The organism is Lysinibacillus sp. AR18-8, from assembly GCF_001705465.1.
Lineage (GTDB): Bacteria > Bacillota > Bacilli > Bacillales_A > Planococcaceae > Lysinibacillus > Lysinibacillus capsici.
Map to the genome: position 1 here is coordinate 14,224 of NZ_MDGU01000008.1, position 26,729 is coordinate 40,952.

At 37.3% G+C, this 26,729-nt stretch carries 15 protein-coding genes; 7 read left to right on the forward strand and 8 right to left on the reverse strand.

Annotated elements, in window-relative coordinates; all coding sequences use genetic code 11:
* Positions 1 to 46: 46 nt before the first annotated feature.
* From BFM98_RS06740 to BFM98_RS06750, 3 genes are all read right to left on the reverse strand, one after another.
* Complete coding sequence (locus tag BFM98_RS06740; RefSeq protein WP_009371892.1) at positions 47 to 958, reverse strand: C40 family peptidase; 912 nt, start codon at positions 956 to 958, stop codon at positions 47 to 49.
* Positions 959 to 1,179: 221 nt separating this feature from the next.
* On the reverse strand, positions 1,180 to 2,247 hold the full coding sequence (locus tag BFM98_RS06745; RefSeq protein WP_066036917.1) for a CAP and S-layer homology domain-containing protein: 1,068 nt from the start codon (positions 2,245 to 2,247) through the stop codon (positions 1,180 to 1,182).
* Between the two features lie 200 nt (positions 2,248 to 2,447).
* The gene (locus BFM98_RS06750; RefSeq protein WP_066036918.1) at positions 2,448 to 6,446 is read right to left on the reverse strand and encodes a rhoptry family protein; all 3,999 of its coding nucleotides are present in this window, start codon (positions 6,444 to 6,446) and stop codon (positions 2,448 to 2,450) included.
* A gap of 356 nt (positions 6,447 to 6,802) precedes the next feature.
* Between BFM98_RS06750 and BFM98_RS06755 the strand changes: the two genes are divergently transcribed.
* Entirely contained in the window at positions 6,803 to 7,480 is a 678-nt protein-coding gene (locus BFM98_RS06755; protein ID WP_066036919.1) for a hypothetical protein, read from the forward strand.
* Positions 7,480 to 8,736, forward strand: coding sequence for an HlyD family secretion protein (locus tag BFM98_RS06760; protein WP_066036920.1), 1,257 nt, complete (start codon positions 7,480 to 7,482; stop codon positions 8,734 to 8,736). Before BFM98_RS06755 ends, BFM98_RS06760 begins: the two co-directional genes overlap by 1 nt.
* 86 nt (positions 8,737 to 8,822) lie before the next feature.
* Here the strand turns inward: BFM98_RS06760 and BFM98_RS06765 are convergent, their stop codons facing one another.
* The 4 genes from BFM98_RS06765 to BFM98_RS23855 form a co-directional block, all read right to left on the reverse strand.
* Positions 8,823 to 11,315, reverse strand: coding sequence for an S-layer homology domain-containing protein (locus BFM98_RS06765; protein WP_066036921.1), 2,493 nt, complete (start codon positions 11,313 to 11,315; stop codon positions 8,823 to 8,825).
* A 66-nt stretch (positions 11,316 to 11,381) separates the two neighbouring features.
* Positions 11,382 to 13,274, reverse strand: coding sequence for a stalk domain-containing protein (locus BFM98_RS06770; protein WP_066036922.1), 1,893 nt, complete (start codon positions 13,272 to 13,274; stop codon positions 11,382 to 11,384).
* Between the two features lie 650 nt (positions 13,275 to 13,924).
* Complete coding sequence (locus tag BFM98_RS06775; protein ID WP_066036923.1) at positions 13,925 to 17,602, reverse strand: S-layer homology domain-containing protein; 3,678 nt, start codon at positions 17,600 to 17,602, stop codon at positions 13,925 to 13,927.
* A 339-nt stretch (positions 17,603 to 17,941) separates the two neighbouring features.
* On the reverse strand, positions 17,942 to 18,151 hold the full coding sequence (locus BFM98_RS23855) for a hypothetical protein (protein ID WP_066036924.1): 210 nt from the start codon (positions 18,149 to 18,151) through the stop codon (positions 17,942 to 17,944).
* Positions 18,152 to 18,234: 83 nt separating this feature from the next.
* On the opposite strand from BFM98_RS23855, the gene BFM98_RS06785 reads away from it, so the two are divergent.
* The 5 genes from BFM98_RS06785 to csaB all read left to right on the forward strand — a co-directional run bounded on the left by BFM98_RS06785 (position 18,235) and on the right by csaB (position 25,734).
* Positions 18,235 to 20,085: an S-layer homology domain-containing protein gene (locus tag BFM98_RS06785; protein WP_066036925.1), complete on the forward strand. Its 1,851-nt coding sequence runs from the start codon at positions 18,235 to 18,237 to the stop codon at positions 20,083 to 20,085.
* 342 nt (positions 20,086 to 20,427) lie between these two features.
* A complete protein-coding gene (locus tag BFM98_RS06790) occupies positions 20,428 to 21,168 on the forward strand; it encodes a WecB/TagA/CpsF family glycosyltransferase (RefSeq protein WP_233732380.1) in 741 nt (246 codons plus the stop codon).
* Positions 21,165 to 22,721, forward strand: coding sequence for a putative polysaccharide biosynthesis protein (locus tag BFM98_RS06795; protein ID WP_066036927.1), 1,557 nt, complete (start codon positions 21,165 to 21,167; stop codon positions 22,719 to 22,721). The genes BFM98_RS06790 and BFM98_RS06795 overlap by 4 nt, the downstream gene beginning before the upstream one ends.
* Positions 22,722 to 22,741: 20 nt before the next feature.
* Complete coding sequence (locus BFM98_RS06800; protein ID WP_066036928.1) at positions 22,742 to 24,655, forward strand: DUF5693 family protein; 1,914 nt, start codon at positions 22,742 to 22,744, stop codon at positions 24,653 to 24,655.
* Complete coding sequence (gene csaB / locus BFM98_RS06805) at positions 24,655 to 25,734, forward strand: polysaccharide pyruvyl transferase CsaB (RefSeq protein WP_066036929.1); 1,080 nt, start codon at positions 24,655 to 24,657, stop codon at positions 25,732 to 25,734. The genes BFM98_RS06800 and csaB overlap by 1 nt, the downstream gene beginning before the upstream one ends.
* Positions 25,735 to 25,774: 40 nt before the next feature.
* On the opposite strand, the gene BFM98_RS06810 is transcribed toward csaB, so the two are convergent.
* Positions 25,775 to 26,605: a flagellin N-terminal helical domain-containing protein gene (locus tag BFM98_RS06810; protein ID WP_066036930.1), complete on the reverse strand. Its 831-nt coding sequence runs from the start codon at positions 26,603 to 26,605 to the stop codon at positions 25,775 to 25,777.
* Between the last annotated feature and the right edge of the window lie 124 nt (positions 26,606 to 26,729).

The window sequence follows — 26,729 nt, forward strand, 5'->3', positions numbered from 1 at the left end:
CATTTCTTGCAATCTATGACACAATTAAAGTGTTAACTTTATGAACTTATTGTTGGATTCTTTCAATAAATACTTTTAATTGTTCGATTTTTAGTAATTCATCAGAACCGAAGCTACCGTCTCCGTCACCATTTGTAATGCCATTTGACGCTAGAGTAGAAACATATTCATTAGCCCAGCTCTTTTGAGGCACATCACTAAAAGCTACACTTCCACCATTATTTTCAAGACCAAATGCTAGCACTAATACTTTAGCAATTTGTGCACGCGTAATTGGTGAAGACGGGTTGAATTTACCATTTGCATCGCCTTCAAAGATACCTAATTTTGCTACAGCTGCAATAGCACCTGCATGAGCATATGTAGGTTTTACATCTACGAAACTAGTAGTAGTATCAGATGTATCTAAGTTTAAAGCTTTTGCAATTTGTACTGCTACCTCTGCACGAGAAGCATATACGGAAAAGTCAATAGCTGCTTGTTTTACTTCAGCCTGTTGTTGAGCATCAAATGTTGCTACACGTTTAGCACCTACATAACGATCGCCCCAATAATATGGGTCATTAACATTTGAATAGCTTACACCTTGACCAGTTTGAGAGTGGATCATTTTACCATCACCTATGTATATCCCCACATGTGAAATACCACTACCACTTGTATTGAAAAATACTAAATCGCCAACTTGAAGATCACTCTTGGCAACTGCAGTACCTTGTTGATATTGAGATCCCGACGTACGGTTTAATTGAATGCCTAAGTCTGAAAATACTTTAGAAGTAAAGCCAGAGCAATCAAAACCGCTTGTTGTTGTACCGCCGTATTTATATGGAACACCTAAATATTTAGAAGCTGTATCAGTTAAATCTGCTTTAGACGCTGCTTCAGCAGTATTAATATTAGTAGTTGAAAATAACATAAATGATGCAAAAATCGGTAATAACCATTTCTTATTCATACTTTTGTTATACCCCTCTCAAAACTTTTTTGCCTATACATAGACTATCACAAAAGAGGCGAATGTTATTTTTCAATTGTGTAACGGTTTTAGACAGCAAAAAAACGCTGTAATACCAACGTTTGGTGGTATTTCCAGCGTAAAAAAGGGGATTTTTTTATCGTAATTTGGAACTTTCGTAACATTTCTGTAATATTAGCGATTCTTTGTTACACAACAACTTATTGACTAGAGAACATTTGGACCCAATAGTAATTTCCTTTGCTATCCTGTGTTATTGCAACACCTGTGTTCGTATAGTGCTCTTTTAAAATATTATCTCGATGGCTAGGTGAAGCCATCCATGCCTTAACAGCAATTTCAGGTGTTTTAATATTTCTAGCAATATTCTCTCCAAAACTTGTATAGTTGTAATCAAATAATGTCGCTAAATCCCAAGGTGCCCCATAATATGGGGAAACGTGTTCAAAATAATGGCGATTTACCATGTCCTGTGCTTTGATAATTGCAATTTGTGTCAGTTTCGAATCATAAGCAACTGGTTCTAGCTTATTCTTCTGTCTTTCAACATTTATTAATTCAATCACCTTTTTAGACCACTCAGAAGAAAGGTTTACAGTTGGGATATAATCCTTTGCTAGATAGTCATAGGCTACTTCCAATGCCTTAATTTTTTGTTGAAAAATCATGCTTCGCTCAACAAAAACAGCAAACTGTGCACGTGTTACCAATTGGTCAGGAGCAAAATGCTTAGCATCCACTCCACCAATAATGCCGATATCTGCTAAGGATTCAATATAGTCTTTTGCCCAATGCGTACGCGTAATATCCGCAAACTGGCTATTATTTTTGCCATCTACTTTAATTTGGTAAGCTAGTGCTAGCATTTTTGCCACCTGCATACGCTTTAAAGGCTCTTCTGGATGAAAGGCATCACTTTTTTGAATAACTCCCAGTTTAACAAGCTGGCAAATTTCCTTGTAATATGGATGTGTTGTAGGAACATCCTTGAATTTTACAGGGTTCTCAATGTCAATGTTTGTTTGAAGAGAGCGAGCAATGGCAGCAGCAGCCTCTGCCCTTGTAATAGCTTGCTCTGGCTTAAAAGTGTTGTCGTTGTATGTAGTCATATATTGTTTTGTGAGCATATGTTGAATCGAGGCATTTGCCCAGTATGAATTTGTCACATCTACTGCCTTAGCAGACGCTGCTTCTACTTGACTAAAACTAGTTAAACTTCCTACGGTTGCAGCTATTGAAAGTACCATTATACTCAATAATTTTTTCAACAGGGCGACCTCCTCACGTTGGCAAAATGAAAATGTATCAAATGGTACCTCCCAATCAAAGCGACCATTTATACTATAAGATACGAATTTCAGATGATATAGTTTCACTTTTTTGGAAATTAATATTAGGATTCATTTTTTCTTACTTATAAAAGGAGTTTTCCCGTTATATTGATTGGGAAAACTCCTTTTTTATCATACTATTGAATCATTTTAAGATAGTCTTCTAGAATGCGGTAATTATACACTAAGCCCTGTTGCTCAATTGACAAATTACTATAATCTTTTTGAGCAGCTAACACTTTTTTCTCGAATGAGGAGCTGTCTGGATCAATATTTCCGATCGCTTGAACAACTTTGAGAACGGCAGCCACATCTTTTTCAGCCTGCTTTAAGACATCCTCATTAATGACCTGTCCTTTAATTTTAGAGTCCAATGCCTTATAGGCAGCAACGGCATTCGCCACATCTTCAATATACGTTGAAGAGCTTGGAGACAGTCCCGCTATGATCTCCACAACCTTCTTCACATCAGCTAAACTTTTCTCTGCTTCGAGTAAAAGAGCATAATTGGAGATACGTTGTTTATCTGTCGTATTCAAACTATCATATTCTTTACGCGCCGCTTCCACCATGCCAAAGTAATATTTATCCTTTGGATTCAATTTAGCAATATTATTATAAACCTTTATAACATTATCTAGCGAAAGCAATAGCTGGTCGTTATAAACATAGCGACGTTGTTCCGCATTGAGCTTATCATAGGCTTTTAAAATCTTTTGGTATTGGCTATTCATATCTTTTGCCGTTAGCAATCGGTCTATATCTTCTACAATACTCATTACAGGCTTTATTAGCTTTTCCTGATCTTGTAGCACTTTATAATTTTGAACAGCCCGTTGCTGATCCTTTGGTAAAGCATTGTAAGCAGCACGGATTTCTTGAATACGTTTCACATATTGCTTTGGATCAACGGATGGTAAGTCATCAATCATTTGCATGACATTACCAGCCCCTAAAATACTAGACTCCGCTGCTTGCAATAAGTAGTAGTTTGTCACATATTGCTTCATATCGTCAGGTAGTGCATCGTAAAGTGAGCGTGCTCGCGATGTATCTTGAAGGAATGTGTTACTTGAAGATTTAAGTTTACTAATCAATTCCATCACATTAGAGACAGGCTCAAATTTTAAGAGAATATTAATATTATCGATGTATTTTTTTTGATCTTTCGATAATTTATCATACGCTTTACGTGCTGAGTTTACCTTACTAACAAAGTTTGTTGATTCTGGATCAAGTTCATTAATTTGAACCATCACACTTAAAATTGGTTTCACTGCTTTTTCACGTGTTGTTAAATCTTTAATATTCGTCACTAATTTCTTTTGGTCAGATGACAGCTTATCGTATGCTACACGCGCATTCATCAGCTTCGTTAAATAGTCAGCATCTTGCACTTCTGTTAATTTAATTAGCTCGACTACACTCTGTGCTAATCCTTGTTCATTCTCTGCTGCTACCAGTGCATCATAGTTTACGATCGCTTGCTGCTTCTCTGCTGGCAAGGCATCATAAAGCTCACGCGCTGTTTTCATATCTTGATAGAAAGTTTTACTTGTTGGTTTTAACGACGCAATAAGACCAATCAAGGAAGCAACATCCTCTACAGCTGTGAGATTAGCATAGTTTGTTACACGTTTTTGGGAAACTTGATCAAGTGCATTATAGGCTTTACGTGCATCAAGAACCTTTTTTGTATAATCCTTATTTGTTGGATTTAAGGCATCGATCATTTGAATCACCTTGATTACCGCCTTATTATCCTTTTCGTAGGAGCTTAACACTTTGGCTTGCTCCACTAGCTTCTGCGCGTTCTTATCCATTGCTTTATATTCTAATGTAAGTTCTGCTACCTTTTTGACAAATGTGTCAGGGCCTTCATTTGCTAAGGCTAGAATACGGTCATCAAATGCTTTGGCCGTATTGATATAGCCTTGTGCGTTTGTTAGGTGTACATAATTGATGACCTCGTCTTGAAGTTTTGGCTCTATATTATTTAATGCGTTATAAGCACCCGTTGCCTTTTGCACATCATCTTTATAGGTCTTTTTTGAAGTATTTAAAGCATCAATTTGAACAATAACATCTATAACAGGTACTTTTTTACTCAAGCCCTTATAATTTAAAACAAACTCCTGATTAGCATTATCTAGTTTGGAGTAAGCCGTATAAGCTGATTTTGCTTTAGAAATATAGCTTTTAGAGGAAGGATCCAATTTTTCAAATTGAGAGATGACATTAACAACCGATTTATAGGATTTCTCTAAATCTGTTAGCTCTTTAATATTCGTTACGCGCTTTTTAGCTGTTGGTGATAACTCATTATAGTTTGCTCGTACGGTTAATATTTTTTCAATAGCTATATTTTTATCTAGCAGATCAATTTCCTCAATAACGTCTTTTACTGCTTTTTCCTCATTAATTAAAGCCTCTACTTTTTCTATCAGCTGTGTTTTTAAATTGCTAAGTGCTTCTTCATAGCCACTACCTTGTGAATCTAATTGATCTACTAGATTTTTCAATGAAGCAAGCTGTGTACCATAGTCAGCTGTTGGTTTTAATGTAGCAATTTTTTTCGATAAATCTGCGTATTTTTGGAACAGTGTTAGTTTTGTAGCTCCTTGCACTAACGCTTTATCATTTTCATTTAACTTGTTAAAGGCAGTCCAGGCAGAGAGCGTCTTACTTTCAAAAGTTTTTGCAGTTGGATCTAGGCTATCAATTAACTTATCTACCTTTAACGCAGCACTTAAATTTTTCTCCCAAGATGTCAGCTCGGCTAAATTACTGACGATTTTTTTTACATTGCTTGGATTGATTGTTATTCCAGTTGGAGCAGGTGGATTATCATAAGCTGCACGTGCTGCTTTAATGGCAGCTACTTTTTCACTGTCTGCTTTAGGCTCAATCAATTTTATAAGGGCTTCGATACTTTCAGCTACAGTAATATTGGCTATTGCTGATTGTAATTCGTTCGCGTTTTTAACAAATCCTTTATCAATTGTTAGGTTATCATATTCTGTTTTTAGTCCAGTAACTGCGGTACGATATGACGCTTCTTTGGATACACGCAATCCTGAAATGCTTTTTGAAATATTTGCTGCCTGAAGATATTGTGCAATACTTTCATATTCCGTTTTTAATAATTGTTTTGAGGCAGCATCCAGACTATTATAGGCTTTCTCAACAGCTGCCACAGCACTAATAAAGCTTGAGGCTGAAGTGAAATCTGCAGGCTGCTTACCTTTTAATTGCGCAATACTAGAAGTCACTTTTTCTAGAGCAGATAAACCTGACAAGGCATCCTTATACTTCTTAAAAGGTGTGATTTTATCATCTTTTGGATTATAAGCTTCGACTACTTTCTTTTGCTCTGCTGTCAGTGCATTATAATTCGTCGTAAAGCTATTCATTCCAGGTGAAATAGCTGCATAATCTGTAGATTTCTCTAATAGCTCAACTAGCTGATCTAATTCTGTAGTGACAGCTTCTGCTTTTGCTGCGTCCACTTTCAGCTTACTTAACTTGTCAACATCCATTCCCTTGCCTTTAAAATAGACATTGCGTGCTGCATCATCATAGCCATATTGCAACGCTGTACCACGAACTGTTGAGGCAATACTTTTGGCATTATTAAGTGCGGCTGTGACAGCTGCTTCAAATTCCTTTTGAACAGTTACATACGCTTTTAGATTATCCGTGCCGATATTTAAAAAGTTATCATATTTCTTATCGAAAGCGGCTACCTCTGCAATAAATGTTTTACTTGTAAACGAGATTCCCGTCATTTCTTTTCCTAATTTTTGTAGCTCACTTAATAAGCTACGCTGCTCCTCCACATAGCGATACTTAGCTTCAATAAATGCAACTTCGTGTTCATTAAAGCCTGCTGCACTTAAAACTTGCAGATCTCCTTTTGCAATGACCATGTCATCAGCTGATGAGTTCTCTGACAGCTTACCAAATTGAGCAATAAGCTGCTCTCTTGTCGTTGCAGCCGCTACCTCATTTGTATAGGCAACTTGCTCCGTATGTGTTGTGACGCGGGATTGTGCATCATTTTCCTGTGCGTTCGCTATAGCCGTAGGTGCCAATAAAAGACCCGTTATGACCCCTGCTGTCAATTTTCGATTCAATCGAACCACCCTTTCATCGTTTATGTATAGGAAAATGATTGTATTCATTTTCATTTAGAATTTATGACTTTAGTATCGGTGTAAATTGCTCGATTTCAAGCCATTCTAATATATTTACAAAATGAGACATATCAAAAGTAATTTTTCTAAATTACTAGCTAGAAAAACAGGAAGTTATTTCAATTATACTATACAATGGTGTTATATAAGGTTTTCACCAATTGACATATAATAAGAAATTATGTTTTTTCAATGAATTTATTGGAAAAAAACAGCTATTTTCATATGTCATAATATCTTTACAAGGTGTATACTACAACTTTGATATCCTATTTTGGAAGAAAGGACGCTGTTTTATGTTTTACCATTATAAGTTCTGGCATAGCTTAAAAAATCCTACCTACTTTACTAGCATCGTAGAGGAAGGCGAGGTCATCGGATATAAAAAAAGAGTACTAACGGTGTTCATTCTTTTCATCCTGTTGTTTGCTGCTCGCGAATATTGGGGAATGGGGACAGAAAATTTAACGTCCTTATTCGCAATGGATTTACAAAATGAATACTATGTAGCACGTATCCTTTCGATGCTTGGTGCCGTTTTATGGGGAATCGTCTATTTTTGCTTCCATTATTATGGTGTTACCTATCTTTTACATCTATTAACGGACATTCCTTATACTTGGATAAAAAAAGTCCAGCTTTATGTTGTAGCCTTTCTATTAATTGAAAAAGCAATCCTCTTTGCTGTTTTCTATGCTGTAGGCTATACAACCATGTTTTCTTTCTTCTCCTTAGCTCCTGCTGCCTTACAGGTGATTGAAACAGATTTCGTATTATTTACCCTCAATCAATTGACGGTAACAACTGTTTTAATCATTATTGTACAGTACCTCTTCCTATCAAAATGGGAGGAAGAAGCTAGTAGAAAAATGTTAGTAGTCAAATTGATTGGTATACAGCTATTTATGGCCATATTTGTTGGTTTGATTAGTGTACTACCAATTAAAGAATGGATTGCTAGGGGGTTAGGATGATGGCATTTATCAAAACAAGACCATGGACAACTACGACCATCGTGTTAGCAATGCTAGTAATCGGCATAAATGCTTATTTTGTTTTTAAAGATAATAGCAACGTGACACGATCCTACTTTATCGATGAATTTCAAAAAGCTTATATCGGCACGAATACAGAGCGTGTTCATAAAGAAACCATTGTAGCACCTGCTGAGACATACACGATTACTGCTGATGCAACTAGCTTATCAGCTGTGAATGTAAAGCGTGGCCAAGAAGTGATGATGAATGATGTACTTGCTACCTATAAAACAGATGAGGTGGATGAGGAGTTAACAAAGCTTGAATCTGAACGCACAGCCTATGAAACAGAATTACAAGATTTACAGGATGCACTTGATCAAATTGAGGATGAGTATGGTGATGATTCTAATCCAAAAAGCTCCATTAATACGGATCAAATCAATGACAAACTATCTGTAACGCTAAAATTAGAGCTTGCTCAACAAAATTCAGCATCTACAGCGGTTGCCCTGTTAAATCGACATATTGCTGAAACAAATCGTCAAATTGCGTTACTTGAAGCCCAAATTACACAAATTCAATCTCGTCAGGGTATTGTCAGCCCTATTGATGGTGTTGTGGCAGCGATTAAGAAAGAAGCTGGTGCGCTAACTTTTGAAATCTATTCGAATGAAAAAGCAATGTATGCCTATTTATCAGAAAAGGAATGGCAAAAGGTGGAGGAAGGGCAAACTGTAGATTTCGAGGTGAAACATGTCAAGGATGATCTATCTGGCATCGTATTAGAAAAACAAACGATTGCTACTGACGATCAGACAGTTTGGGCAAATGAGTTAGCCAAAACGGCTGCCTTGCCACAACCAACTAATTATGAAGTGACCTTACAGCAAGATGCCCCACTCGAAGACATCCCATTTTCGACAACTGGCAAAGCCTCTATTATTGTCAACGAAGCATTCGATTCCTATAAAGTCGATAAGTCGTGGCTAGCCACAGCTAAAAAAGGGAACAAAAAGTTATATATCATCAATCAGGACGGTAAAATTCAGCTAATTGATGTCAATGTCCAATTTAAAACGGCTAAGTCAGCTATTTTTATGGATTATCTTGATGAAGGTACGCCAATGCTCTCGAATGAGAAACGTAATCTCGAAGCTTATACCTTCAGAACATTACCTGTTGAGAAAATCCAATGGAGCCATTTTAAAGAGCTAACTTGGAAGCAATATGTGAAATATATCGTTTTCTAACCTAAATCCGCCTCGTCTTTTTATGGGCAAGGCGGTTTTTTTACAAAAGAAATCCCCTGTAGATTACTACAGGGGATTCGTCATTTTTATTTTAATGATAAACATCTATTTAAGAAGCTTGCAAATTGCGCACGTGTAATTTGTGCATCTGGTCTAAATGTGTTATCTGGGAAGCCGCCAGTTAAATCATTTGCCACAAGTGCTTGGATATGGCTGTATGCCCAATGTGTTGATTTCACATCAGAGAAGCTTACTTTGCTTGTACCCGTTAATTTATAGGCCCTTGTTAAAATGGCAGACATTTCTGCACGTGAAAGCTGTCCGTTTGGATTAAACTTCCCTGCCTCTTGCCCTTTAATAATGCCCGCCTGCTCAACTGCGGCAATGGCACTGTATGCATAATGGCTCTTACTCACATCTTTAAAGCTAGAATCCTTCGTTGTAGTTAGATTTAAAGCTCTGGCAATGATCGTAGCTGCCTCAGCACGTGTAATGGATGCCTCTGGTTTGAACGTTCCATTTGAGTATCCTTTAATAAGGGATTGATCGTATAGACTTTGGATTTCGGAAAATGCCCAATGTCCTTTTGTTACATCTTTATAAACTAATTCCTCATGATTATCTTTATAAACGGCTTGTAATTGATCGAAATACAGCTGTCCTTTCTTCTGAAGAGATGCTGTTGGCTGAGCAACATACAAACGCTCGAATTTTAGTGGCTGTGGTAGATCACTTGGAATATCTGCCGTCACGTATTTCCAGCCACTCCAGTCTAAACCGCCCTGGCTTGTAAAATCAATTGTATGCTTAGCTCCAGCACCATCAATGACAACGCCTCTTAGCCAATGCTTACCAGCATCGCCAAATACCCAAAGACCGATATTTTTAGGCTGCCCTGAAATAGCAATTGGTGTTTTCGCAACCATATAGGCAGCTTTTGTGCCTGTGCCACTAGTTGTGAAATCATAGTTTAATTGTAAGCTAGCAGTTCCCTGTCTAGCATACTCTTTAGAGCTTGCTAATGAAGCATTAGCTTTCGCCACTTCTGTTGTCCAAGATGACGTATTATCAAAGCTATCTAGTACAATAGGTTTTTCTGCTAGATCTACTACTTTCACAGCTGTAGACGTACGAATTCCTTCATACTCTCCAATAATTTTCCCTTCACCCTTTTGTGTTGCTGTGAAGGTTGCACCATCCATTTTGCCGATATTACCTTCAACTGTCCAGCTCATATTTGCTGGGTTAATGGTCATTGGATTCAAGTATTGATCATAGGCACTTACAACCTGCATATCTACAGAAGAACCTTTCATTACCTGACCAACACTACTTAACGTAATTGATTTTACTTTCCCTGGTGGCGCTGTATTCACTACCTGTAAAATGGCAGATACACGACGTTCACTACCCTCTGACGGTCTATTCACTAGGTTGGCGAAATAACCTCCTGGGTTACGCGCCACCATTGCTGTAGAGCCGCCTCCGTCTAGGTTAATAGCCGAAGAAGCACCCACTGAAATTAAATGAGCAGCTAAATCTGATAAATTAACACCATTACTATGACCACTTATGCGACCATCAATCGTGACAAGAGATACCTTTGTACCTGTAGCATCTATAGCTACTGCTGTACGTGGACTACGTGTAGAAGCAAACCCTGAATTCGTTGGCATAGAAATATCCACTTTGCCGTTACGCACAAGCATTGGTCCAGCAGCTAAGATGAACTGTGCATCCATCCATTTTTGATCGATCGATAAGCTGACATCCACGCTTGTACCTGCTGTAATACTACTTAATTCAGCGGCTAACTCTTTATTTTGTACAGAGATAACAAAGCCATCTGCTGGTACAGAAGAGTTACCTTCTGCTCCATAAGCTGTTACATGAGATACTGTACCTGAGAACTGATCACCAAAATGCAAGGTACTTGTATCTTGGCTAGCGCCCGACACAACGAGTTCTACCCCCCATGTATTTGTCCCTGTTGATTTTTTTTCAGGTGTATATAAAACGTTTTTATTTGTTCCTCGTTCACTATTAATAAGATCAATAGGATAGCTTTTGCCATTCACTTGGAAAGTTAGATTCGTAGAATAATAATCTGCAATAGCTTTCCCTGATTTCGATAAACCAAATGCAACTGGCTTTTGTGTTGGGCTATCATATGTATCTCCCAAAATACCATAGTTCACAATTTCATTGTTTTCTGCTAACAAGTTCGCAGGCATACCATTTCCTAAAAAGTAAGAGGCATTGACAGCCCCAACCACACGATGCCCATCATATGTGTTTTGCTTGGCCATCGCTGATGTTGTTTTTAATGAATTAATAGGATTTGGCATACCAATTTCTAGTTTTGTATATGTATTATTTAAATTGACATCTAAAACATTTACAAACTGACGTATCGAACCTGACGTATAGTTTTGCTGTGAATGTATTACCTGTGGTGAAACCTCTGTTTTAACTTCACTGACTTTATTGCCTAAACCAGCAGCTTGTCCATTGATGGGGCTAACTGTTAGTGTAAGCATGAGTAGGACTACAATAATCGTTATTAGTTTTCTTGCCATTTTTCACTCCGAATTAATTCAAAGTATGGCACGTACCATGTCACATGACCCGTGCCAGTGACTTTTTTATTTTGTTTCTACATAGATTGCTACTGGAAGGTTGACACCACCAGCATGCATTAGTTCTAATTCAATCGTATCTTTTGAACCCTTCATTTTGAAATCAGGTAATTCAACATACTCTGCCCCGACTCTTAAAGAAGGCACTAAATACACTTTGCCATTCACCTTAATCGCTCCGCTGTATAATCCTCCTCGACCAGCTAACTTCAGCTTAATCGTTTTTGTAGAGCCTGTTGGATTGACAACAGGAATGGACACTTTATAATTCACGCCAAAATGTCCCGGATTTCCTACTGAGCCATTAATTTGCGACATTGAATTTTCAGCCGTTTGTAAATGGTCAGTACGACCGTTAGAAATATTGTAGCCTACCTCAGGAGAATCTACTGTGTACGCTGGTAGTTCTGCTAGAATTGACGCACTAGACCATGCACCTCTAGGGTGTTTAGCATACTGATCAACTGCCACCTGCTCAGATTGAATTGTTGTTAAATCACTATTATCCTTAGTTAGTACTGTGCGAATCGTATATTCTGGCTTTCCACCATTAACCGCTTGAATATCTAAATCATGTAAAAAGCCAATAATATAATCATAGTTTAGTTCATATGTTTCGATGACCTTTGTTTCACCTGGTGCAATGACAATGCCACTGCTGTCCGATTTTTGAAGCTTGTTATTTAAAACAGCATCCGCAATCGTCAAGCCAAGATCATGACCTACCCAACTATTACCTGTTTTTTGGTTAATGCCTTTCGAGTCAGTGACTTTAATGCTTTCTGTCGTAGACTTGTTTTGAACGGTAATCCCAAGATTGACATCTGTACCTAATGTGTTGTAATGCCAGCCAAAGATACGATGCTTATTTGTTGCCGCTGTTGGTTTCACATCATATTGGGCAAGTGTCGCATTGTTCAGTGGCACAAGCTTACGTGTTAACGTTTCTGGATTATCACTAATAAATAAATCACGATCTCCTTCTACTCGAGCAGAAGGAACAGCTTCTGGATAAGACGTAGAACCAAATGATTTATCTAGGAAGGGGCTTGTGAACATATAACGGTAAACATAAATATACATTTCTTTTTTTTCTGTGATATAGCGTAAATTTCCGCCTAATGCATCCACAAGAAACTTGGTAGGAATGTACATTTTGCCTTTTTGTATAAATGGCTTTTCGATCATTGTCACTGCTTCATTGTTAACCAAAGCCTGATTGCTGTTATCATTAAAAATAAAGCTCATCCCACCAATTAACAATTCAAAGGAACCATCAGGTTGCCAAGTACCAGATGAATCATCTAAATAATCATAAATATAGCTAGCAGGTAAATAGGTTCTTCCATCCTTTGAAACAATCGGATCTTTCATAACGATACGTTTGTTATTGATATGTAAGATATATGGGTCTTCCTGCGGTGGTGCTGTTGTTTCATCTGATAATGTAATATCTACCGATTGGGTAGCCTCATCCCAATTAACAACACCATCAAAATTTTCGCTGACGAAACGTAGTGGCATGTAGGTACGATCTTTATACATAAACGGTGCAACATCCATTGCAACCTCTTCTCCGTCTATTAAAGCAGTCTTCGAATCGATCGTTAAATCAACCATCTTACCATTGCGAATCGCCGATGCAGTCATTGTTTCCTTATCCCAATCCACACTTGCACCAACCGCTTCATATAATGCACGCATTGGTAATAACAAGAAGTCCGACTTATTTAAAATAGGATCATTAACATTGATGGTTTCTCCATTAATCGTAATCGAGACATTGTTTTTTATCTGAATTCCATTGTTACTAGTCGCTAATGCAGACGCTTGTCCTGGCAAAATCGTAGCCAACGCAACTGCTGATACAATACATGTAGTCCTAAGTTTCTTAAACATCTTAATCTCCTTTTTCCTCTTACAATAGTCTTTATCATCTTAACACGAAAAACCCCTAAAATGTGGGATTTATATCGAAAAGAGTAGAATTCGGTACTAGAGTGCTAGCCTTTCTCCTTCGAAAGCTTCATATAATACAAAAAAGACTTCCATAATTCTGTGAATATTTTCTACAAAATTCTTTATTGCCTAATAAATCCTTTTAATACCATCTATTACACCGAGTTTTAATGTATAATATTTTATTTTTAATTTAATTCTACTTACTCTATGGATGGAGTTAATTGCGAATACATATTAATCTATCAACCATCCTATTAAGTAGACTTATTTTTAAATAAAAGGTTACCAAAAATTTTAAATTCTTTTTAAAAGAAAATTCCTATTTTTATTGTAAGCAAGATTTTAAATATAGGAACAAAAAACTATGAGAAAGAGTATTCTTATAACGATTTCATTATTAATTATTTAATTAAACATTGTTTTATATCATTAAATTAATTTTATAGTAATTTTAATAACTATTTGTCATTATTGTCATATAAAACCTATAAAAAAAGTTCTATGCAAGATTTCTCTCGCATAGAACTTTATATTTTTATAAAAACCCTTCAATATATATTCATATATTGTGGAATATTCTTATATTCTTATTGTTCTACAGTTTTAACAACTAACTTATCAGAAGTTGCTGCTGGAACTGCTTGTGTAATTTCAATAACATCACCATTTGCAGTTACAGTATAGCCTGTTAAGTTAGCAGCTTGTAGAGCTGTTACAACTTGACTTACAGTTGCAGCACCAGGAACTGAAATAGTTGCAGTTGCTGAACCAAGAGTAATTGTATAATCTACTGTTTTACCAGTTGCTACACCTGATGCTACTTTAAATCCATATTTAGCTGGAGTAGCTGTACCTGCTGCACCTGCTACAATTGTTGCTTGAGCAGTAGCAAATTGTGTACCTGCTACGAATTCTAAAGTAGAATCTCCATCAACATTAAGAGTTGCAGTAGTACCAGTACCTACAGATACTAATTCAACTTTTTCATTTACTACTGAAGCATTGACTTTAACACCATAAGTAGAAGCAAATGTATTAATTGCAGCTACTACTTGTGCTGGAGTTTGACCAGCTGTTAAAGCAACATTATATGGTGTGCCTGTTTCATCAGTAATTTCTAAGTTACCACCAACTGCTACTGTTGTAAATGTTGGTAAAGTTGCCTTAGCTTTTGTTGGTGTTGCAGCAGCATAAGGAATTACAGGGTTACCATTAGAAATCACACTTGTATAAACTGTAGGAGTTACAGTTACATTAAATGTTACAGTAGTTGTTGCATTTTTGTCATCTGCTACTACAGCTGTTACAGTAGTTGTACCATTAGCTACTGGAGTAACCGTGATTGATGTATTAGCTGGTCCAACTAATGCAGCTGTTGCAATTGTTGGATTAGAAGTATAAGCAGATAAGATAGTTAATGGATCGCCATTCTCATCCGTAGCTAAATCAGATGTAGTGAACGTTAAAGGTGTAGCACCAACTTGAATTGTTTGCGCAGGTACTGCTTTAGCAGTTGGAGCGCTATTTACAGCTGTAGGAGCTGTATTTTCTTTAAGTTGATCAGCTACAGTTCCAGCAGTTTCTGCAGTAATAACTTTAAATGTTTTTGTATCGCCATCTACACTGTAAGATAATGTTACTTTGCTGCCAACATATTGTCTTAATAGTGCTTCAAATGCTACTTCGCTAAATACTTCATTACCATTAGCTCCGAAGTACTTGTACGTTTTACCAGACTCACCAGCATATTTCACTGGGTTTTTACCAGCAAATGTAATTGTATTGTTGTTTTTACCAGAATCAAATGAATTGAATTCTGCAACTACTCCAGTATATGAAGCTGGTACTTCAGATGTAGCTGTAAATGTAGCAGTAGCTTCTTTAGCTGTAAATGCATAGTCTTTACCATCTGTATTGATAGCAATACCTGTAGCAATTACTTTAACAGAAGTTGTTTTACCATCAACTGAAGTTACTTCTAAATTCTTAGCAGGTGTAATAACAGTTCCTGTAGAAGATAAAGAAGCTTCATAAGTTACTGTATAGCTACGATTTGGTGAGATAACTTGGTTATCTACTTTAATATCATTAGCACCAGTATTGTAAACTGTATAAGTTGCTTTCTTAATAGAAGTACCATTCATTTTTTTGCCGCTTTGGTTTACTAATTCTGCTGCAAATACTGCAGTTTCAGAACCATCAAACTTAGTTACAGCTTTAGTTAGATCTGATTGTTTGTATGCTTTGATAGCTGAACCATCAAGGTATGCTGCTTGGAAGTAAGAAATCGGTGCAACTGCTTTTGGTTCACCTTCATCAAGATCACCTTGTTTTGCATCAGAAGTGTTAATATCAATCCAAGCAATAGGTGTTGCATAATCATTTACTGTATCAGAACCGATAACAAATGTAGCTTCACCTTTATCATTTGTTTTTACAGAGATTTGTTTTGCTTTATCTCCAGTGTAGAATACATCATTATCTGCATCAACAAATTTAGCATTTGTAACTGTTGAAATTACGCGATCTTTATCTTCATTGAATGCAACATTAACGATTTCATTTTTAGCTAAGTTACCAGCTTTATCTTTTACAATAACTTTATATTCACGGCCGTTAGTTTGACCAATTGCTGCTACTTCGCCACCTTCACGAGTTAACTCAAGAGTATATTCTGCTTGAACAGCTGCGAATGTTACTTTTGTAGCTGATACTTGTAAAGCTGATGTGCTGTATTTTTTATTTGATGTATTATTTTTAGTATCATGTAAATCAAATACTATTGGAGTTACAGAAGCATTTGTACCTGAAACAGTGAATGTAGCTTCACCTTTAGAGTCTGTTGTAATTTGAGCAGCGTCTAAAGCAGTTCCATTGCTTAATTGTAATGCTTTCACACCATTAACTGAAGCATTTGCAACTTTATCAGAAGTTACATCCATGTTTTCAGCGAATCCAACGTTGAATGTTTTACCTGCTTCTGGTTTACCAGTTTTAGGGTTTTTGTAAGTAACTTTGTAAGTTTTGTTAGCGCCATTGTTAATTGTAGCACCTGTAGTTACTTCTTCAATAGATAGAATTGTGTCTACGCCCCAGAATACATAACCATATGCAAATTTAGAACGATCTCCAGTTGCATAAACAGTTACATCATCTCTACCTTCTTTATAACGAGTATAAGAATAAGTAGCGATACCCTCTTCATTTGTTACTGCTTCGCCTACGATTGTAGGAACAACAGCATCATTGTTGTCTCCAGGTACGTTGAAAGTAACAGGAATACCTGCTTTAGATTGACCTTCAGCAACAGAAACTTTAGCTTGAAGTTTTACTTCTTGACCAAGTTTACCTTGAACTGCAGAAGATACTAGTTCAACTTTAGTTGGAACTACAGCAGCCACACCTTTAAAGCCACCGATTGTTTCGCCGTCAAGAGTTAAAACATACTCTTTATCAGCTGTTTGAGCTTCAGTAGTTAATACAACAACTTTTTTGTTTGTTTGTTTAACAGAAGCATTTTTAATTTCTAAACCTTCGATTTTGAAGTTAAGTGCTTGAACGTTAGTAACTTCTTCTTCGAATGTTACTTCAACAGTTGTGTTGTTGATAGCTTTAACAAATGCTGCTTCTTCTGGAGTTTCACCTTCAACTTTGTCAACTGTACGTTTGAACACTAGTGCAAAGTCTTGACGAGTGATTGAGTTGTTAGGGTTAAGTTTGTTTGCATCAGTACCTTCGAAAATGCCGTTAGCTACTGCGATTTCTAAGTATTTTTTAGCCCAAGGTTTTACTTGAGAAGCGTCAGCAAATTCGCTAAGATCTGCTTCACCTTCTAAACCGAATGCTTCTACTAAAATTTTAGCAGCTTCAGAACGAGTTAAAGATTTGTTTGGTGCAAATTCAGTTGCACTAACACCTTCAAAAATGCCGTTAGCTACAACAGCAGCGATTGAGTTGTAGTACCAAGCGCCAGCTTTCACGTCTTTGAAGTTTACATCTCCGTTAGCTTCTAATTCTAAAGCTTTCGTGAAGATTTCTGCAGCTTGTGCACGAGTTACTGTGTTAAGTGGGTTGAAGTTCCCGTTAGTATCACCTTGGATTACGCCTTGGTCAACTAAAGCTTGAACTGCTTCTTTAGCGTATCCAGAGATTTTGTTATAGTCGTTTACTTGTGCAGCAGATGCTACAGGTACGATTGCCGATGCAACTAATGCAGCTGTTGCTGATGCCGCGAAGAACTTACGGCCTTTGTTTTGCTTTGCCATTAATGTATTCCTCCCTAAAATTCCTTAAATTGATATTAATCCAACGAAAACTATAGTACCGCCTAGTTACCTAAATGTATGTATTATAGCTTTCTTGAATAATACAAAACTAAAGCAAATTTGTTAGTAAATTTACTAGAAAAAGCGTAGTAGAATACCATTCTAGTAAGTTTATTCACTTTCTACAATAATATAACACTATCTTTTCCGAAATTCAAGCATTGGGACATAAATTTAGTTATAGAAGATTTTTTTACCATACCTAATATGGTATTTAGTAGAAACCATTAAAATTACAACTAATTATATCCTCATTTGGATTGGTAACATATAGTTCCGTTACCTATTATACCTTACTCTCAATAATAACCAAGCATTTTCTGGAATGGTTACTAAATTGTCAAAAATTAAAGACTCCCGTAATATTTTAGTTATAATTGTAAAGAAACCGAAATATAGAAGGCGTTTCTTAGCGAATTCCGCCTCTTCCCCACCAACTTTATGGGTTTCTTCTTTATTAAGTAAAAAGCTAAATCTATCTGTCCCCATGTTGTAATAATAGATTGCCACTTTTTATGCTACACTTTTGATAGTTTGATAGAACATATCAGCTATTGAAGGGAGCTTAAAAAATGAAACGTAAATTTCCTCTTTATGGGGCCGTGCTGGTAGGAATGTTATACCTTGCGCCAACTACCGCTTCAGCAGAAGATATTTCGAAGCACTGGGCCTACCATGAAATGAACTATCTTATTACCAACGATTTAATGAAGGGTGATGAATTCGGCCATTATCGTCCGAATGATGCTGTCACTCGTGCTGAATTTGCAGCCTTTCTTGTTAGAACACTGAACTTACCAGCAGCTTCTAGTCAGGCAACCTTTACAGATGTTAAAAAAGGTGACTGGTATTACGGAGTAGTCGAGCAAGCAAGCTATCATGGGCTAATTAAAGGTGACGAGCAAGGCAAATTCCATCCTAATAATCACATTAATCGTCAGGAAATGGCGGCTATGTTAAAAAGAGCTCTTACTTATCAAAACATCAATACATCTTCCTCCCCTATTGCTTTTAGTGATAATGCGCGCATTGCCAAATGGGCCTATGCAGATGTACAAGCTGTCGTCACAACAGGACTACTTGTTGGGAAGCCAAATAATCAATTTGCACCTCTTGCTCAAACAACTCGTGCTGAGGCAGCTACCGTGCTCTATCGTTTAATCCATTTAGAGGCGCCTGGGACAGGTGGTAAGCAATATATGACGACGAATTACTCATATGATTACTCCTCTGTAGTAAGTAAACAAACAATGAATAATCCAAAGGTCGATGGTGCTGGCATTTTCACGGCTAGCGAGGCACTAGTGTCATACTATGTACACCCAAAAAGCTTTATGCAGGATAGCCCATCTTATTATCAATTCCTTAAATTATCTACTGTCGTCAATAATCTGAGTGCAAAAGAGCTAAATGATAAAGTACTTGCCAATAAAGGAAGCTTAGCAGGTACAGCGGATGCCTTCATTCAAGCTGGTGTAGACAATAAAATCAATGCTATTTATTTAGTCTCCCATGCCTTGCATGAAACAGCCAATGGTGGTTCTGCACTAATTAAAGGGATCGAGGTTGGCTTAGATACAAATGGCAAGCCGATGGTAGCAACACCAGAAAATCGCGATAAATTAACTGCTATTAAGACAACCTACAATGCTTACGGTATTGGCGCTATAGATGCCGATGCTAATAAGTATGGTGCGGAGCGTGCTTATACAAATGGCTGGTTTACTGTTCAGGATGCCATTATCGGCGGTGCCCAATTTGTAAAGGATCAGTATATTAGCAGGGGGCAGGATACGCTCTATAAAATGCGTTGGAATCCTGATAATCCAACAGTCCACCAGTATGCAACACATGTGATGTGGGCTGTCATTCAAGCGAAAAAGATCTATGATATTTATGAATTAATTGGTGCTCATACGACAACAAACCTAGTGTTTGATGTGCCTGCCTATCAAAGTCAATCTTCCGCTCCTTCATTACCGAGTCCATCGAAGCAATACGCATTGGATTTAGGGTTAGCTGGAGCAACTGGTAAAACGACGATTAATCTCAATATGAGAACGTACCCGAATACAGCAGATAATGCTTCGATTATTACGAATTTGCCAAAGGATACCTCCTTTAAAGTTCTTGGTGAAAATGGTGGTTGGTTGAAAGTAAGTGTCAATGGACAAGAGGGCTGGGTGATTGATGATTATGTGAGTCTTGAAAATGGCTTACAAATTGTTAATATGAACATTACACTTAATGTTCGAAGCGAACCATCTACAACAAGTGCTATTTTAGGTACTGTTAAACCGAATGGCTTTATTATCGGTGTTGTAGACGATAAAGGTGAGTTTATAAAAAATGGTCCCTGGTATCAGGTGCTTTACAACGGAAAAAAAGGCTGGGTACATGGCGATTATATTGTAAAAAAATGATTTTAATAGGATGCGCAAAAGAAGAGTGCGATGATGATTCGCACTCTTTTTGTTAGTCATTTATTATCACCGAGATGAAAGCGCTATATAATAGAAGAAACTCGAAATTTTAGGATATAATTTTCATACTATCCCCCTAAAATTTAGTAAATTCTACGTCAAAATAGTGTCCTAAAAAAGCTTAATAGGACAATTGCTATACCATGTAAAAATCGTTACTAATAAGAGCTATACTCTAGGTAATCATCGTTAAACCCATTATCGAAAATTTCCTGTCAATATTGCTTTTGTGGTATGATAGATTGCAGTGAAAATGGAATTACAGAAAGGTTTGAACACTATATGAGGCATGTAACGATTATGGGCGTACCCTTTTTACATATTGGTCAACAAGGGTTTGTTGATTTACTCGTTAATCGTATTGAACAGCAAGAAAAAACTTTCGTTGTGACAGCCAACCCTGAAGTTGTCATGCAGGCAAATGAAAATCCAACTGTCATGAATTACTTAAAGCAGGCAACATACATTTGTGCAGATGGCATTGGTGTCGTTAAGGCTGCACAAATCCTTGGAGATTCACTTCCAGAGCGCGTAACTGGCTATGATACGATGGTACGTCTGTTGGAGGTTGGTCAGCAAAAGCATTTTAAAATCTATTTACTAGGTGCTCAAAAGGAAACTATCGAAAAGACGGTTGCCAATATTCATAAGAACTACCCAAACGTTGATGTCGTTGGCTATCATGATGGCTACTTCGACTGGAATAATAATGATTTTGCAAAAGAAATTGCAACTTTACAGCCTGATCTTGTATTTGTGGCATTAGGTGTACCAAGACAGGAAAAATGGATAACAGAAAACCTTGAAAAATTTTCAAAGGGTGTATTTATCGGTGTAGGTGGCTCCTTCGATGTCATCGCTGGTACTGTAAAACGTGCACCAGTACTCTGGCAAAAGTTAAATCTTGAATGGCTCTATCGACTGTTACGCCAGCCAAGTCGGTTTGGAAGAATGCTTGTACTCCCTCGCTTTGCTTTAAAGGTATTTGCATTAAAGTTTAAAGGTCAGGGCAAAACAAAATGAGTCAGTCAACATTTGTTAAAAGCACACTCATCCTGACGATTGCCACCTTACTTTCCAAAGTAATCGGAAGTATCTTCCGTATACCACTTCAAAATATTGCTGGTGATGAAGTACTTGGTATTTTTAGTCTTGTCTATCCTGTTTATATGGTAGCACTTTATTTATCCGTTGCGGGTATCCCTATCGCTATTTCTAAGCTAATAGCCGAAGCTAGGACGAGTCATGATACTGCCAAAATTAAGAAAATTTATGTGACTGCAAGAATCCTTGCATTATCCTTTGGCGTCATTAGTTTTACAATCATTTACGGCTTTTCAGGGCAGATAGCGAATGCACTTGGTGGACCTTCAACAGAGATTGCCTTAATTATTGTTGCCCTTACATTACTGGTAGCCCCCTATATGGCTGTCTATCGTGGATTTTTCCAAGGTTTTGGGGATATGCGACCTACTGCCATTTCTCAAGTGATTGAGCAGTTAGTACGTGTTGCATTAATTTTAATTGTTGCGTATTTCCTAGTAGCAATGGATTATTCAAATGATATCGTAGCTGGTGGAATTATGGCAGGCTCTGTATTAGGAGCCCTCGGTTCACTTTTCTATTTACTCTTTAAATATTTCCGTTCTTCGGTAAAAGTGACGAGTAAGGAGAAATATTCTGGTAAGGATTTCTCTAAATACAGTAAAACCATTTTAAAAATTTCGATTCCCATTGCGATCGGTTCTGTGACAATGGCACTCTTTAACTTTGTAGATTCCTTTACGGTTACATATGGCTTAAGAAGTGCTGGTGCAGATGCAAGTGAAATTAGCTACCTTTATGGTATTTATGGTCGAGGACTAACATTAGTTCAAATTACGACTGTTTTTGCTTCTTCAATTATCTTGCCGCTTGTGCCTTTGATTACAACGAAGCTAGCTGAGCGTAAATTGGATGAAACACGCACTATTATTGAGCAAACTCATCGTATGACACATCTTATTTCATGGCCAGCTGCTATTGGGCTACTAGCCTTAACCTTGCCTTTAAATCTAGCTCTTTTTAAAGACTTTGAGGGAAGCTTAATGTTAGCCATCATCAATCTAAGCTCTGTCTTTACATCACTAACTTTGCTAGGAACAGGTATTCTACAGGGCATGAATGCTGCCAAAACAGGAGCTCTCATTATTTTGAGTGGTGTTGTCCTTAAGGTGTTTTCTAACATCTTCCTTATTCAAGCATTTGGTTTAGATGGTGCTGCCTATGCAACTTTGCTAGTGTATTTTGTGTTATTTATTGTGAATTCTGTCTTTATTTATCGTACGATTCGCTTTACTGTCCTTGGAAAAGATACGGTGAAAATGATTGTGTCTTCCATTGTAATGGGAGCAGCAGTTGGATTACCAACACTTTGGCTTGACTTTACACATTGGTCAAGAATGTCGGCAATGGGCTATCTAACTGTCGCAATCGTAGTTGGTGGAGCTCTTTACTTCCTTCTACTATGGCTGATGAAAGCTATTCATAAACAAGATTTAAAGAAAATCCCTGTTATCGGAAAAAGATTTTCATAAATAAGAGAGGTAGGACACTTATGTCAAAACAGAAATGGCTTTGGGGAATCATTGTTCTTTTACTCGTCGTTTCCTCTACAGGTATTATGAAGAGGTGGAATGCGGAGCAATCGAATGATGCTTATGAGATTGTTATTCCCTATGATGAAATACAAACCGCAGAAAAAAATAGCGACCTAACAATGGATGAAATTCTTTCTTCCTTAAAGGATGCTGGGCTGAATACTGTGAGTCTAGAGCCCTTAACATTAAAGGAAATGGAAAAGCAAAACTTAATTACTGTTTATAAAGAAAGTGAGTTAGCAGCACAATTATTGTTTACACCTTATAAAGATGCTGTTGATATCACTAATAGCGGCTATTATATTCGAGTGCCTGAAAACGAAAGCTACCAAAAACTGATCATGGAGAGCGTTGAACCAGAGGAAGTACAAATAGGAGAAGAAGCTTTCTATTTCCTTCCTGCTTCTAACCACAATTTTGATTTAAAAACTCCAATTGGCTATGATCAGCCTGCTATTGACATGATTAGTAAGCATGGACTAGCTCACATCTTTAAGGTGGAAAATGCAGATAATGAAGTAGCTAATGAAAAGTTGGTCAATCAATTAGTCGATTTAAAAGAGGCTTCAGCAGGCCGCTTACTTGGTCAGGGTGATGAAGCTATTGGTTTTGGACAAGAAGACGGCAATCAATTAGTTGAAAAATTAAATGATGCTGGCTATTACTTCTACACAATTGAAAGTAACCCACTTAAAGGCGAAAGTAAAATCGCTCAAATGACGGATTACAATATGATTCGTTTGCATAGCATCAATGTCAATAGAGAGACTAAATTAAAGCTAAATGCAAGTATTGACCGTACAACACGAGCTGTCAAAGAGCGTAATATTCGCTCTATTTTCTATCATATTAAAACAACAGGTAATGCCAAAGAAAATGTAGAAGAAACGATTGATTATTTAAATGGTGTGCATGACACAATGCCAGATCATTTCAAAGCAGGTGAACCTAAGCTATTTGATAAAGTAGTCGTGCCAGCTTGGGTCACAGCAGCCGTATTAGTAGCAGGTATTTTATTTACCTTTATCATTTCAGAATTAGTAAAATGGATGCCTCTTCGTATCGCAGCTGCTGGCTTTATGGCTATACTAGCGATTGCGTACTTTATCCTGAAAAGTACTCTATTTTTACAAGCATTTGCACTCATTATTGCAGTCCTTGCCCCAACCTATGCAGTCATTAAATCAGCGCAAGGTTCTACGAAGGTGTCTAACATATTGGTCCAATACTTAAAGGCAGTAGCAATTAGCGTTATTGGCATTGTAATTGTTATTGGCTTATTGAATGGTAATGCCTTTATGACAGGCTTTGCTGTATTTAAAGGGGTTAAGCTTGTTTATCTTATTCCAATTATGGGTGTTTTACTATTTACAGTGATTGAGATAAACCGACTAGCTGAACAAAACATTAAGAACTCTTTATCAAATACGGTAACATTGTTAAATAAAGAATTAAAATATTGGCATGTGCTACTACTCGTTGTGTTGGCAGGTGTCGGATTATTTTACATTAGCCGAACAGGTAACTCTGGCTCTGTAAGTGATATGGAATTAGCCTTTAGACAATGGCTAGAAAATACATTGTATGTTCGACCAAGAACAAAGGAATTTTTAATTGGTTTCCCATTCTTCATATTAGCGCTTTATGTAATGGGGATTAATCGAAAATGGGGAAGTATTCTCCTAGTACCAGGTGTTATCGGTTTCTTATCCATCATGAATACATTTACTCATCTACACATCCCAGTAGCTGTTTCTGTATTACGTACACTATACAGTGTATCTCTAGGTCTTGTAGTAGGACTTTTGTTTATCCTAATCTTCAAAATCGGTTATCGTTGGGTTTCTAAGGCAATCGCGAGGTGGTCATAATGCACGTTGTTTTATCTGGCTATTATGGATTTGATAATGTCGGAGATGATGCCATTCTACTGTCCATTATCCAATCTTTAAAAAAGTGGCAAAGTGATATAGAAATCACGGTATTATCTAATAATCCAGCAGCTACTGAGCAAACATATGGTGTCAAAGCCATTAACCGTTGGAAAATGAAAGAAATTCGTCAATTACTTAAAACAGCAGATGGACTGATTAGTGGTGGCGGTAGTCTCATGCAGGATCAAACAGGCATGAAAACGATTCCTTACTATGCGGGCGTTATTCAAATCGCAAAATGGTTGAAGAAGCCAGTATTTGTTTACGCCCAAGGTATGGGCCCGATTAATCACCCACTTAGTAAATTTATTGTTCGTACAGTTTTTAATAAGGTCGAACAAATAACAGTCAGAGATAGAGCCTCTCTAGCTCTTTTAACAGAGATCGGTGTGCGAAAAGAAACAAAGATCGTACCAGATCCTGTTATGGGACTTAACGGTAATGACTTTCATTGTGAGTGGCTAGAAAATGTCTCTTTGTCAGCCGATAGCTATATCTCTGTAAGCGTTCGAGATTGGCCATCCTCTGTTGCCTACAAGGAAAAAATTGCACACAGCCTAGATGAATTAGTACGTCAGGGTGAGCAAATCGTTTTCCTGCCTATGCATGGTGAGCATGATTTTATTACTTCACAGGAAGTAGCAGCACTTATGAAGGAAAAGAGCTTGATTGCTCCTGCTGATTTATCTATTGAAGAAAAAATCGCAGTGATTGGTCAATCTCAACTATTAATAGGTATGCGACTGCACTCCTTAATTTTCTCAGCAATCTATGCGACACCGTTTATTGCCATTTCGTATGATCCGAAAATTGATGCGTTTGCTGATATCGTTGATCAGCCTGTCATCGGTCATGTCGAGGTTGATGATTGGAATGGTGTAACATTGTTTGAACAAGCTGTAGCAATTCTTGAATCCTATACAACAGTTCAAGAAAAAATGCGCCAGGCCGTCATCCCATTGCAAGATGAAGCAACTGCAACTGCTAAATTAGCAATTGATGCTTTGTCAAAATAAACATTAAAAAATGATGAATTTCAATGTTAATTGAAATTCATCATTTTTTTCCTACTTCTAATAATTTTAAAATGGACTGGGCCTGTTGCATATGCATGGCTAAAACATATTGACCTGCTTGCATTAAAATTTGCGCCTTCACCATATTCATCATCTCTTTTGCGATATCTGCATCTCGAATACGAGACTCTGCTGCTTGTAAATTCTCTGCCGTGTTCACATTAGCATTATAGGCATGTTCCAAGCGGTTCTGATAGGCACCAAGACGTGAGCGCTCATTGGAAACACGTTTTAAGGCTTCATCCATTGAAGACATAGCTTTTTCCGCATCCTCACGAGTAGCAATAGAAGCATCCTTCAACCCAAGTGCCTCGGACCCCATCCCATTAATAAATAATTCTATACTCTGTCCTTCATTGGCGCCTGCTTGAATCTTGATGCCATTTGTTTCATAATCCCCATTAAGTAATGTCTTCGTATTAAATTCTGTATCGGTTGATGTGCGCTGGATTTCCTTTTTTAATTCCTGAAATTCCAAATCTAATTTTTTACGATCATCATCTGTTAATGTATCATTGGCTGCCTCCACTGCTAACTCACGCATACGCTGAATCATGGCATGTGTCTCATTCAGTGCCCCCTCTGCCGTCTGCACAAGCGAAATACCATCCTGTATATTCTTAGCTGCCATATTCAAGCCACGAATTTGAGCACGCATTTTTTCAGAAATCGCCAGTCCTGCTGGATCGTCTGCTGCACTATTAATTCGATATCCGGAAGAAATTCGTAGCATAGCTTTACTCATCGCCCCATAATGACGATTCATATTATTCAGGATTGCCATCCCTGTCGCTGACCACTTACCAAGCATGATTTCACCACCTTCTTGTTTTTATATCGGTCCAACATCTCATCTATTGACCTTAATACTGGAAATCGTTTCTAATTTTTTATGTTTTTTTAACATTTTATAGTTGATTAACTACATAATAAAA